Genomic DNA, 11,773 nt, shown 5'->3' with positions numbered 1-11,773 from the left:
ATATTTGAATCATTCGACATATCACTCTCTGAGTGATTGTTGTTACAAATTTCGACGGGATTTTAGGCAGTATAAGAAGGAATGTGGATTTTGCAGATGACAATGAATTGCCAATTAGATTGGATTATATTGGTTTTCGTGCTATCATTCAACATGGATGATTGAAGGATAGTAATGGATACATTAGGATCATCATGGGAAGTGTTCATGCACATTGGTGTTTTGCAGTGCTGCCAGAGAATTAGCGGCACATGATAAAGAGGATATATTTGGAGGATTGAGAATGAAGATTTCAAAGAAAGATGCATTGGTTTGGTTTGAGTTTTTCGCAGAGCTGCCTGAAGATGAGGAGCTGATGATAAAGCAGCAGGAGATAGTCTATGCAACATTTGCTCAGATCGAGGAAGCTATAGACTACAGGAATGACATGCTGATGTCAGAGATCGGAAACCTGAAGAACCTTGAGGGCAGGACCCTTTACGTTGGAAACGACAGCAAGTTCCCGAACGGATGCCGTTCATGCCTTCTTGGTACTGGACTCAGCGCCATAAGGAAGACGAACAAGTGCAACATAGAGTGCAAGTTCTGCTACAACTACGGAGGACTTGACGACATACCTCCTGTTGGAGAAGGCATGTGGGAGATCGGCGGAACAAAGTTCTACGAGAAGGACATCGATCTTCTGCTGTCAATACACAAGAAACCAACCGGAATATCCTATGTCTACCTTGAACCCTTTATGGAGATTGAGAAGTACTACCCGCTGATAAGGAAGTTCAGGAAAGCCGGGATTCACCAGCACCTGTATACCAACGGGATCCTTGCTACGGAGGAGTCATTGAAAGCTTTGGGTGAAGCGGGACTTGATGAGCTTAGGTTCAACCTGGGTGCAGCCAACTGCGCCGACAAGGTAATTGAAAATATAAGAATAGCCAAAAAGTACATCAAGAATGTTGGTATTGAGACTCCAATGACACCCGAATTCTTCGAAGGCTTCTTCAGGAAGAAGCAGGCGATACTCGATACGAAGCTGGATTTCATAAACTGTGCGGAGCTGCACCTTAACGAGAACAACATTGACAATTACTACGGAGAGAACATGTATATTTGCAGACAGGGATATGTTTCCCCGATCTGGAGCAGGGAACTGACACTCAAGTTCATGAAGATAGCCGATGATGAGAAGTGGGACCTTGCAGTCCATGATTGCTCGAACTACACCAAGTTCGCGAGAAACCTCAATCTGAGCAGCAAGGAAGGCAAGTGGTTCGGGGCAAGCAATTATGCCTGCGAGTTCCCAAGGACACCATACGAGGCGTTCCTTCCCATATTAAGGGATGAGAGCTTCAAGTTCCTTACAGAAGAGGAATTGCCAGCAGGCTACAAGGCTGGAGAGCTATTCTTCTAAAGAAACCGAAATATTGGCAATAAAGCATATCCATGAAAAAATCGCCGGAAACCATGTGGTTTTCAGCGATTTTTTTATTGCATGAAGCAGTCTGATCAGGCGTCTGAGGGAACCCTTTGGATAACCTCAGGGATCATATCAGAAATGGCTGAAGGGAATAGGTGATGCATTTCCTAAGTGACTCATGGAGGCCGAAAGGTTCATCCGTCACACACCACTCATACAGTACGCCTCTGAAGACCAGGAAGATGAAGTCATTGATCTCTTCGGCACTCTTACTGGAATCAATCTCGCAGGCAGCCTGACCCCGCTTTATCAGTTCTATGACATTGATGTACAGGGAGTTCTCCCTGCTGCTGTGTATCTGCATCTGAAGCATCCTGTGCCTTGTAAACTCCCTGCCGTCAGATTCAATGAGGTCAGCCATGCTTGTGCTGAAGAACTCGATGATCTTTCCGGGTATGTTTTCTGCTGAAAAGCCTTTTCTGAACATCTCGTCGAAGGTCTCGTCAGTATGCTTGTATATGGCATCGAGGATGTCATATTTTGTCTTGAAGTAATAATAGAAGGTCCCGGTGGTGACTCCGGCAGCAGCAGCGATTTCACGGACTCCTACAGATTCGTAGCCCTGCTCCCTGAATAGCCTCTTTGCTGTTGATATCAGCAATGCCCGGGTATTTTCTGATTTTTGCTGTTGATACTTTAACTCGTGCTGCATCAGGTATTTCTCCTCTTTGGATGTTCTTCCATTAGTTTACCTTTACAGCCAACCATCGTCAATTGGAAAGGCAGCCCCTGCAATTGGGCTGCCTGAGAGAAATGGCAAAGCCTATCTCATGAGTGTGAATCCTGCTGTTGTTACGAGACCGGCAAATATCGCAGCCGGTATGACTCCTGCCCATATGTTTCCATACTTCCTGTAGATGTATGTGACAATTCCAGTAGTTCCTCCCATCATGTAGCAGTATCCGAAGGCGAAATCCAGAGCACCGACGCTGGTGCCTGAGGCAAGCCCAAGGTCCATCTGGGGAATGAGTGTCTCACCCGTTCCGATCATAAGGCTTCCGCCATACTGGACAAGAAGAAGGATGAAAAGTGCAGTTGCAGTTAGGAAAGAGTTGACGCCTACAGCGATCCACATGTCCTTCCTCTCGTTGCCGGTTGAAGGGAGGATCCTCTGGTTCATGTTTCCGACGAGCATCACCGTAAATATTATAAGCACATATGGAATGGCCCGAATGAATCTGGCAGGACTAAGCTTGAGGTATGTAGAAAGGTTCCATACCTGGTAGTTGATTCCCAAAACCGATTCGATTATCGCAAGCCAGACGAATACTGCTGTAACACAGATTATCCCTATGAGAAGCGCCTTTGCGGGCTTTGACCAGTCGATCCTGCTTGTGCCGTCAGCACCAAGCGCGTAGCTTCCGAGTGAAAGGGGTGAACCTTCCTTCTTTGATTTTCTGTGCCTTATGACCATACGGACGGTTGAGATCGCTGCGATGACAAGCAGCCAGCACATGATCCCTGTCAGTGCGTTCGCTGTCAATACCTTTGAATTCGCCGTCCAGGCCATGCCATATGCAGACACCGGGATGAAGAGGAGAATCGGTATCATGACACTGAAGAGTATGTCCTTAGACCAGGCCTTAAGACCGGCAATCGGCTTCTTTGCAGGCAGATCATTGCCGATGGTGGCAAAGAAAGGATTCTGCATGAGAAGGTTAATCATGGATGCGAGCCAGAACAGGATGGTCACGCAGGCAGCTCCTGAAAAGACCTGCTGCCATACCCATGCCTGGTCAGACTGCTCAAGCTTAAGCGGTGCCGGAGCGACACGTCCGATCTGACCTACAATTGAGCTTATTGCTGAGCCGCTTATGTTTCCGGTCTGGTGAAGGGCTCCGTCAACCTCGATGTAGGTGAGGTTTTTTCCACCGCTTAATGCATAGGTTCCTCCATTTACTATATCCTCGCTGATCCCGAACATCTTCGCTGTCGCCGATCGGGATGCGGCAGGATTACCAAGGAAATTGAAATCATACTGGTCTTCAAGAGCCTTTATGATGCCGAACTCCTGGTTCTTGAAGCTTGTAAGGTCATGTCCGCTTATCTTGGCCATGAAAGGACCGAAGACCAGAGTCAGGGACCTGATGCTGTCAGGCATGGCCTTAGCAACGTCAAGGCTTGTCCCGCAGCCTGCAGAATACCCGATGAGGTTAATGCTCTCCGCATCCACTATGTCAAGGCTCTGAAGGTACTTCGCCCAGACCACGGACTGTGCAGAACGGTTAGTGATGTCCGATTCTCCGCCGCCAGAAAGGTCTGGGCTTATTACCACATAGCCGCGGCGTGCAAGCTCCATGCTCCAGGTGTCGTTGCTGTGGGCATGATTGGACCTCCCGTGGTTGATGAGAATGCCCGGTGCCTTGGACTCATTGGTCGCTGTGACAGGAATGTAGGCAAGGGCGCTGATCTTGATTCCATCATTTCCGATGAGTGTAAGCCTTCTGATCTTTATCTGGCCCCAGTCGCTCTGGAACCCCCAGATGAGTATGGTGAAGAAAAGGAGAAGGGATGTAGTAATTGCAAAGAAACGTGAGCCTTTGGTCTTGTCTTTCATTATAACGTTTACCTCCTGTTGATTGGTCGACCTAGTATGCCAGGTTAAGTGCGATGAATAAAACATAACACGTTATGTTTTATAGCGCAAGTACCTGACGCTTCAAAATCACAAAATAGATTTTTTAATTGAAATGGTCCTATCATACCGGATCCAGAATGCTGGAAGCGAAACCCTGAGATTTATCCCGTTGGACTCAATGACGGATTGAAAAATATCAAGATATTGAAAAAACCTGTTGACTTAAAGTTAACTTCAAGTTATAGAATCAAAACAAGCCCAATGGACGGACCTGATCCAAATTTGGAAGCTTGAGGCATTTTACTGAGAATCGCAGATAATCCTGTCAGTCCACTTCATTCTTTTTATTTGAGGATATCACCTATAAGAATGAAGATTGCAGGATAAAAAGGGTCAGACGCATGACCGGAAGGGATGGATATGAAATACACGATAAGCCAGGCTGCCGAGAAAATGGGGGTAGCTGCCTCTGCCCTGCGTTACTATGACAAGGAAGGGCTCCTGCCATTTATGGAAAAGAAACCTGCAGGTACAAGGGTTTTCAGCGAAAAGGACCTTCAGCGCCTTAATATGATCAACTGCATGAAGAGTTCGGGGATGCCGATAAAGGACATCAGGAAATACTTCGACCTTTGCAGGGAGGGTGACAGGACGTTAAGTGAGCGCCTGGAGATGTTCCTGGAAAGGAAGGAAATCGTAAGACGGCAGATCGAAGAGCTTGACAGCGTCATGGATACCATAGAGCGCAAGATAAGGTACTACCATGAGGCAATCGAGGCAGGCACCGAGGCAATCCATGATAATGGGATGCTGGCTGATGCCTGAACAGGTATTTTGCAAGGAGGAAAATTAATTGAAATCAATAGAGAATCAGATGATGACCGGCGAAAGGGCTCTTTTTCAGGGAAGGGACCTTGATATTGCGTATTCGACGTTCGCTGACGGCGAATCACCTCTCAAGGAGAGCAGGAATATCAGGATCTGCCACAGCTCGTTCAAGTGGAAGTATCCGTTATGGTACAGTAAGGACATTGTTGTTGATGAAAGCACCCTTTTTGAGATGGCACGGTCAGGAATTTGGTATACTGAAAATATTGCAGTATCAAATTCAATCATTGAAGCACCAAAGACATTCAGGCGATCAAAGGGAATCAGACTTAAGAATGTGTCAATGCCAAATGCAGCGGAGACACTGTGGAAATGTGACCGTATAGTCCTTGAGAATGTCACAGCCAAGGGTGACTACTTCGGCATGAACAGCACGAATATCAAGGTAGACGGATTCCAGCTGTTTGGAAACTATGCCTTTGATGGAGGTTCAAACATTGAAATAAGAAATGCGAAGCTGCTCTCCAAGGATGCATTCTGGAACTGCGAGAATGTGACGGTCTGTGATTCATACATATCAGGTGAGTACCTGGGCTGGAACTCAAGGAACCTTACCTTCGTTAACTGTACCATAGAAAGTCTGCAGGGATTGTGCTATATCGAGAACCTTGTGATGAAGGACTGCATACTTTTGAATACAACACTTGCATTCGAGTACTCTACCGTAGATGCTGATATCATAGGGCAAATTGACAGCGTAATGAATCCGTCAGGAGGCATTATCAGGGCAGATGGCATAGGGGAGCTTATCATCGACGAGACCAAAGTCGATCCCAGGAATACTAGGGTCATGACTGGAGAAATGAAACATGCGGTATGACTTTTCAGTAATGACTGACAGGCGCAATACGAATTCCATGAAATGGGATGTTGAAGATAGTGTCCTGCCGATGTGGGTTGCGGACATGGATTTCAGGACAGCCCCTGAAATCATAGAAGCGATCGAGATGAAGGTAAGAAAAGGAATCTTCGGCTACACGACAGTCCCTGATGACTGGTACAAGTCAATAGGAATCTGGTGGGAAAGAAGGCATAACTTCCGGGTAGACAGGGACTGGCTGATTTTCTGCACTGGAGTTGTTCCTGCGATCTCAAGCGCAGTCAGGAAGTTGACTACGGTTGGTGAGAACATACTGGTTCAGACTCCGGTATACAACATATTTTTCAATTCGATCCTCAACAACGGCAGGAATGTGGTTGAGAACAGGCTCATCTATGATGGCATAGAATACAGTATTGATTTCTCTGATCTTGAGGAAAAGCTTTCGGATCCGCAGACAACGATGATGATTCTTTGCAATCCTCATAACCCGGTCGGTAAGGTCTGGGATAGGGCTGAACTTGAAAGGATAGGAGAAATCTGCCATAAGCATGGCGTTGTTCTGATCTCTGATGAGATACATTGCGACCTTACGGATGATGGGCATGGCTACATCCCATTCGCGTCCGTATCAGGCAAATGTGCGGACATAAGCATTACCTGCATCGCGCCTACCAAGGCATTCAACATCGCAGGCCTCCAGACAGCAGCAGTAATAGTTCCAAATGCCATACTCAGACACAGGATGAACAGGGCTTTGAATACTGACGAGGTAGCTGAGCCGAATGCGATTGCAATGGAAGCGACAATCGCTGGATTTACAGAGGGTGAAGAATGGCTTGATGAACTCAACTCATATCTGGCTGAAAATAGAAGGTTTGCTGCGGGCTTCATTGAGTCTCTGTTACCGGAGCTGCATCTGGTAAAGGCACATGCAACATATCTTCTTTGGGTTGACGTTAGACGCATTACCAAGGATACGGAAGGGTTGTGCAGGTACCTGAGGGAAGAAGCAGGAATATATGTCTCTGCAGGGGATTCCTACGGGGAGTCGGGGAAAGGCTTCATCAGGATCAATGCTGCCTGTCCGAGAGAGCGTTTAATCGATGGACTCGAGAGGCTGAAAAAAGGTATCGAAAAATACAAAAATTTGTAGGGTGAAGGTGTTAAAATGAGCAAAGTATACTTTATCGAGAACGTGAAATCTGATTATGACCAGCTGGGGAAGGATGCATTGGATCTTCTGAAGAAGGTAGTCGAAGAAACAGGGCACAGTTTTGACAAGGAAGTCCCTATAAAGGTTCACTTCGGTGAGAAGGGGAATAAGACTTTTATTCCCGCTGCCTGCTACGATGAGACCATAGACTACCTGAAGGAACAGGGTGTTTCACCATCCTATATCGAAACGAATGTCCTTTACAGGGGTTCAAGGACAACGACGGAGGTCCATCTTGAGACTGCAAAGGCTCATGGCTTCGATCAGATACCTATCATAATAGCAGATGGTGACATCGGTACCGAGTATAACGAGATTGAAATAAACAAGGAATACCTCAGGAGCTGTAAAATCGGCAAGGCATATGGTAATTATGGACAATTCCTTGTTATGAGCCATTTCAAGGGACATATAGAAGCTGGATTCGGCGGTGCTTTGAAGCAGCTCGCCATGGGATTTGCGGCAAGAGGCGGAAAGCTTGAGCAGCATTCTGGAATATCACCTGTAGTAAAGGCGGAGAAGTGCATCTCCTGCGGAATCTGCGTCAAAAAGTGCAACTATGGTGCGATTGAAATCGTGGATTCCGCTGTCATCAACAGCAGCAAATGCATAGGCTGTGCCGGATGTATCGCTGTATGTCCTACCGGTGCTATAAGAAATACATGGACTGGCTCACACTTTCTGGAAAAGCTTTCGGAATATGCATATGGAGCATCCAAGGACAAGGACAAGGACAACATCTACATAACCTTCGTGCATAACATCACGCAGGAATGCGATTGTGCTGGAATGCACATGGAGCCAATAACAGGAAATATCGGAGTCCTTGCATCAAAGGATCCGGTCGCTTTGGATACAGCCTGCCTGGAGCTCGTACAGAAAAACAGCGGTGAACAGCTTTTTGAAAAGGGCAGGGCATCACTCAGGCATGCCGATAAGATAGGACTCGGAACAATGGCTTATGAGCTGATTCAGATCTGATGCTGAAAAAAGGATATCATTTCAGCAGTGTTTGAGGGAGGTCGAAAAATGCTGGATTTTACTTATGGCAATCCTGTCAGGATACATTTTGGAAGCGGTTCATTGGAAAAGCTTCCTGGTGAGATAAAGAAGCACGGTACAAAGGTATTGCTCGTATATGGAGGCAGTTCTCTGAAGTCAAGCGGCGGCTATGACAAGATCACCGGGATCCTGACTGAAAACGGGATCTCCCATGTTGATTTTGGAGGAAACACAAGACCGCTTTACGATAGGGTGCTTGAAGCCATAGAGATTTGCAAAGAGGAAAGTGTAGATGTCGTAATAGGGATAGGTGGCAGTGTCTGCATGGACATGGCTAAGATAATCGCTTTCGGAGCGAAGAACGACAATCTGTGGGATTACCTTTCTGGAAGTATAAAGCCTGATGGCAGACCGATGCTTCCAGTAGGAGAAATCCCGACATTCCCGTCAGGAGGCTCCGAGGTGGATGCCGCTGCTGAGATTGAAGAAGGAGAAGGTGGAGAAAGGGGATCACTGTACGGCATGTTCCCTGATTTCGCAATTCTCAATCCTCAGCTGACATATTCTGTAGGCATGAAGGAAACCGCATATGGCGCTTTGGTGACTTTTGCACAGGTATACTCAAATTACTTTGGGGGAAGCAGCAGGATTGCCGAAGGCTTTTCCGAGACAGTGATGAAGACAATAGTGGACAGCCTTGAGACCGTACTTGAGAAACCATCTGACTATGATGCCAGGGCTAACTTAATGTGGGCTTCTGCGGTAAATACGTCAGGAATGCTCAATGCAGGAAAATTAAGGGCATGGTCGCTATACGGATGTGAGACTATCGCTGAGGAGCTTTTCAGTGTGAATTACCGTCAGGCGGTTGCGGTCATATTCCCCAAATGGCTGAGGGGAATCGTGAAGCATTACAGCGACACCGCATACAGCTATGCAGTGAATGTAATGGGGGTAGACGCTGTCGGAAAGTCAAAGGCGGAGGTGATTGAAGAGGGGATTGCAGCAACTGAAGAAATGTATGCAAAGTTTGGCATTGCTGCTACTTTCAATGAAATCGCAGAAGTTCCTGAGAAAACCGAAATTTTGAATGCGCTCGACGGGTTTGAAGATGACGATGTGCTTACTAGAGAAGAAGTAAGGGACATGATACTTGGCTGCATTAGGTGAATTGATTTAAAAGTTAAGGAAATACCCCTCGGCCTATCCTGGATAGATGGCCCGGGGGGTATTGTCATAGCTTTGTATTCAGGTACTTGTGGAATTCCGGGGGGACATCCTCTTTCTTCATGTCATCGTGGATAGAGCAGGTGCCGGCTTCCTTTGATGTCTCATAGTACCAGCATTTGTAACTCAGCATGTCCAGCATGGACTGCATCTCCTCCATCTGCCTGATGACTGATTCCCTCTGTGCCCTTATTATTTCAAGCCTTTCATCAATCCTTGAATCGCCTTCCATGCAGTAGTCGATGAAGTGCTTAATATCCTTTATGGGCATTCCGGTCTTCTTAAGGCATTCGATGGTCCGAAGCCATGAAAGGTCGCCATCCTTGAACATGCGGATTCCGCCGCCAGACCGCTCCAGAAATGGGAGCAGACCTTCCTTGTCGTAGTATCTTAGTGTTGAAGCGGCTACATCGATCTGTCTTGCAGCTTCACCTACCGTATATATCATAATAATCCTCCATGATAAGAATAGAATTAAACAGTCTATTGACTTGAAGTTGACTTTAAGTTGTAGAATCAACTTGAACTCTCAGTTGGAGTTTAACACCAGTCGAATCGATAGTCAATGTGGAGGGAAAGTGTCTGATACAAACGTATGGGAAGGGTCAATCACGCAATGAGATAAGTATGGCAGTGCGGGAGTTGCCTTTTATGCTGTACAAACTACCTTAGATTTTAGCCGTCGGATTTTCCATCAGTTGCATGACCGGATGATCTTCTGAATGGATACTAAAGAAGCAAAAGATTGAGGAGGATAATGAATGAAAAAACAGACTGCAGGTAGAGATGCACTGGGAGAATTTGCCCCGAAGTTTGCAGAGCTAAAGGATGATGTGCTTTTTGGTGAGGTCTGGTCAAGGGAAGCTGAACTTTCAACAAGGGAACGAAGCATAATAACAGTGACGGCTTTGGTTACGAAGGGCATTTTCGACGGTTCTCTCAAGTATCACATAACCAATGCGATGAACCATGGTGTCAGTGCGGATGAGATGGCAGAGATCATAACCCATATTGCCTTCTATGCTGGATGGCCAAATGCATGGGCGGCATTCGCCATTGCAAGGGAAGTCTATGCTGGATAACGAAGAAGGGAGGGCACTAACTTCTATAAATCATGGAGATGATAGTAATGAATGAAATATTCCCAAGGGGGGAGAAACTTCCAGACATCATAAGCAAGTACTTCACAGGCAATGTTTGGCTGCAAATGCTGGTCGGACGCGAAAATGAGTGGAACTGCCCAATAGGTAATGTGACTTTCGAACCAGGATGCATCAATAACTGGCATAGGCATCCTGGCGGTCAGATTCTTCTTGTTACTGAAGGCAGGGGATGGTATCAGGAGTGGGGTGCTGAAGCAAGGGAAATCAAGGCGGGGGATGTGGTTACGATTCCATCAGATGTCAAGCACTGGCATGGTGCAGCCAAGGACAGCTGGCTTGTGCATCTTTCAATCGAGACCAACATATCCGCGGGAAACGCAGAGTGGCTGGAGCCTGTGTCAGAAGTGGACTATGGCAGGCTTTGATATGCAGACTGCGAGCAGAAGGCTGACAAGAAGACTGCTGATTGCTGTCGTACTGCTTTCATTGGTTGGTTTTGCCTCGTGCAGCAGTTCAGGACCAAAAGCACAGGATGGAGATGTTTTAATGAAAAATGATACAATGGTAAGCCTAAGCATTGGTGTGGAGAAGATAATCGTAAGGATGCATGACAATCCGACGAGCAGGGATTTCCTGAGCATGCTGCCTCTTAAACTGAAGTTCAGCGACTACGCCGGCACTGAAAAGATAAGCTATCTGCCAAGAAACCTTAGTACCGAGAGTGCTCCAAACGGATACGACCCCTCAAAAGGAGACTTCACACTCTACGCGCCCTGGGGTAACCTGGCAGTATTCTACAAAGATTTCAGCTACTCCCCAGGCCTTGTTTCTCTGGGGGTCATCGAATCAGGAATTGAAAAAATGGAAGAGATGAAAGGGGATTTTGAGGTACTTATTGAGAAGATAGATTAGTCTGGATTTCAATTTGTAAGGATCTGGTGGGCTTAAATGCAGAATCTGAGGCAAGATGGAACGTAATCCTATGAGAGCATATAACTAAAAAATACTGGCCCGTGATTGTTTCAATCACGGGCCAGCCCGTTTTTTCTAGAACGCCGGAACTATTGCTCCCTTGTACTCTGACTCGATGAATGCCTTAACCTCTGGAGAGTTGAGGACTTCGCCAAGTGCCTTGATGCCTGCATCGTCCTTGTTGTCTTCCCTTACCGCAAGGATGTTTGCGTATGGTGACTCCTGGTCTTCGATGATAAGGGCGTCCGCTACAGGATTGAGTCCAGCTTCAAGGGCGTAGTTTGTGTTGATGACAGCTCCGTCGACATCCTGAAGGGCTCTTGCTATCGCTGCCGCTTCAAGCTCCTCGAACTTGAGTTTCTTCGGATTCTCGGTAATGTCCGCTGCAGTTATGAGAAGGCCGTCTTTGACCTTTATGAGTCCGTTTGCCGCAAGGAGTATGAGTGCCCTTGCTCCGTTTGTAGGGTCGTTAGGTATTGCTATTGTCGCTCCA

The 11,773-nt window shown here is 46.7% G+C and carries 13 protein-coding genes; 9 read left to right on the top strand and 4 right to left on the bottom strand.

Annotation, left to right across the window (positions count from 1 at the left end):
* Nucleotides 1-283: 283 nt before the first annotated feature.
* Entirely contained in the window at nt 284-1,408 is a 1,125-nt protein-coding gene (locus T472_RS16190; protein ID WP_023388877.1) for a radical SAM protein, read from the top strand.
* Nucleotides 1,409-1,541: 133 nt separating this feature from the next.
* Here the strand turns inward: T472_RS16190 and T472_RS16185 are convergent, their stop codons facing one another.
* On the bottom strand, nt 1,542-2,126 hold the full coding sequence (locus T472_RS16185; RefSeq protein ID WP_023388878.1) for a TetR/AcrR family transcriptional regulator: 585 nt from the start codon (nt 2,124-2,126) through the stop codon (nt 1,542-1,544).
* A gap of 111 nt (nt 2,127-2,237) precedes the next feature.
* The gene (locus tag T472_RS16180; protein ID WP_023388879.1) at nt 2,238-4,031 is read right to left on the bottom strand and encodes an alpha/beta fold hydrolase; all 1,794 of its coding nucleotides are present in this window, start codon (nt 4,029-4,031) and stop codon (nt 2,238-2,240) included.
* Between the two features lie 441 nt (nt 4,032-4,472).
* On the opposite strand from T472_RS16180, the gene T472_RS16175 reads away from it, so the two are divergent.
* Genes T472_RS16175 through T472_RS16155 form a run of 5 tightly spaced genes read left to right on the top strand, consistent with a single transcriptional unit; the run spans nt 4,473 to nt 9,148 of the window.
* Nucleotides 4,473-4,877, top strand: coding sequence for a MerR family transcriptional regulator (locus tag T472_RS16175; RefSeq protein WP_023388880.1), 405 nt, complete (start codon nt 4,473-4,475; stop codon nt 4,875-4,877).
* A gap of 28 nt (nt 4,878-4,905) precedes the next feature.
* Nucleotides 4,906-5,760 (top strand): DUF3737 family protein, encoded by an 855-nt coding sequence (locus T472_RS16170; RefSeq protein ID WP_023388881.1) that lies wholly within the window; start codon nt 4,906-4,908, stop codon nt 5,758-5,760.
* Entirely contained in the window at nt 5,750-6,916 is a 1,167-nt protein-coding gene (locus tag T472_RS16165; RefSeq protein ID WP_023388882.1) for a MalY/PatB family protein, read from the top strand. The genes T472_RS16170 and T472_RS16165 overlap by 11 nt, the downstream gene beginning before the upstream one ends.
* 15 nt (nt 6,917-6,931) lie before the next feature.
* Complete coding sequence (locus tag T472_RS16160) at nt 6,932-7,957, top strand: DUF362 domain-containing protein (protein ID WP_023388883.1); 1,026 nt, start codon at nt 6,932-6,934, stop codon at nt 7,955-7,957.
* A gap of 48 nt (nt 7,958-8,005) precedes the next feature.
* The gene (locus T472_RS16155; RefSeq protein ID WP_023388884.1) at nt 8,006-9,148 is read left to right on the top strand and encodes an iron-containing alcohol dehydrogenase; all 1,143 of its coding nucleotides are present in this window, start codon (nt 8,006-8,008) and stop codon (nt 9,146-9,148) included.
* Between the two features lie 64 nt (nt 9,149-9,212).
* On the opposite strand, the gene T472_RS16150 is transcribed toward T472_RS16155, so the two are convergent.
* Nucleotides 9,213-9,653 (bottom strand): MerR family transcriptional regulator, encoded by a 441-nt coding sequence (locus T472_RS16150; protein ID WP_023388885.1) that lies wholly within the window; start codon nt 9,651-9,653, stop codon nt 9,213-9,215.
* A gap of 313 nt (nt 9,654-9,966) precedes the next feature.
* Here T472_RS16150 and T472_RS16145 point away from each other — a divergent pair, with 313 nt between their 5' ends.
* Genes T472_RS16145 through T472_RS16135 form a run of 3 tightly spaced genes read left to right on the top strand, consistent with a single transcriptional unit; the run spans nt 9,967 to nt 11,220 of the window.
* The gene (locus T472_RS16145) at nt 9,967-10,287 is read left to right on the top strand and encodes a carboxymuconolactone decarboxylase family protein (protein ID WP_040907969.1); all 321 of its coding nucleotides are present in this window, start codon (nt 9,967-9,969) and stop codon (nt 10,285-10,287) included.
* A gap of 47 nt (nt 10,288-10,334) precedes the next feature.
* Nucleotides 10,335-10,733, top strand: a complete 399-nt coding sequence (locus T472_RS16140; protein WP_082447751.1) for a cupin domain-containing protein — start codon at nt 10,335-10,337, stop codon at nt 10,731-10,733.
* Nucleotide 10,734: 1 nt separating this feature from the next.
* On the top strand, nt 10,735-11,220 hold the full coding sequence (locus T472_RS16135; protein ID WP_040907972.1) for a cyclophilin-like fold protein: 486 nt from the start codon (nt 10,735-10,737) through the stop codon (nt 11,218-11,220).
* A 135-nt stretch (nt 11,221-11,355) separates the two neighbouring features.
* On the opposite strand, the gene T472_RS16130 is transcribed toward T472_RS16135, so the two are convergent.
* Nucleotides 11,356-11,773, bottom strand: a 418-nt coding sequence (locus tag T472_RS16130; protein ID WP_023863718.1) for a MetQ/NlpA family ABC transporter substrate-binding protein, incomplete at its 5' end; no start/stop codon positions are given.

It is taken from the genome of Youngiibacter fragilis 232.1, assembly GCF_000495435.3.
GTDB classification, from domain to species: Bacteria; Bacillota; Clostridia; order Clostridiales; family Clostridiaceae; genus Youngiibacter; species Youngiibacter fragilis.
Note: the sequence above shows the minus strand (reverse complement) of the source record. Positions and strands in the feature narration are given on the sequence as shown.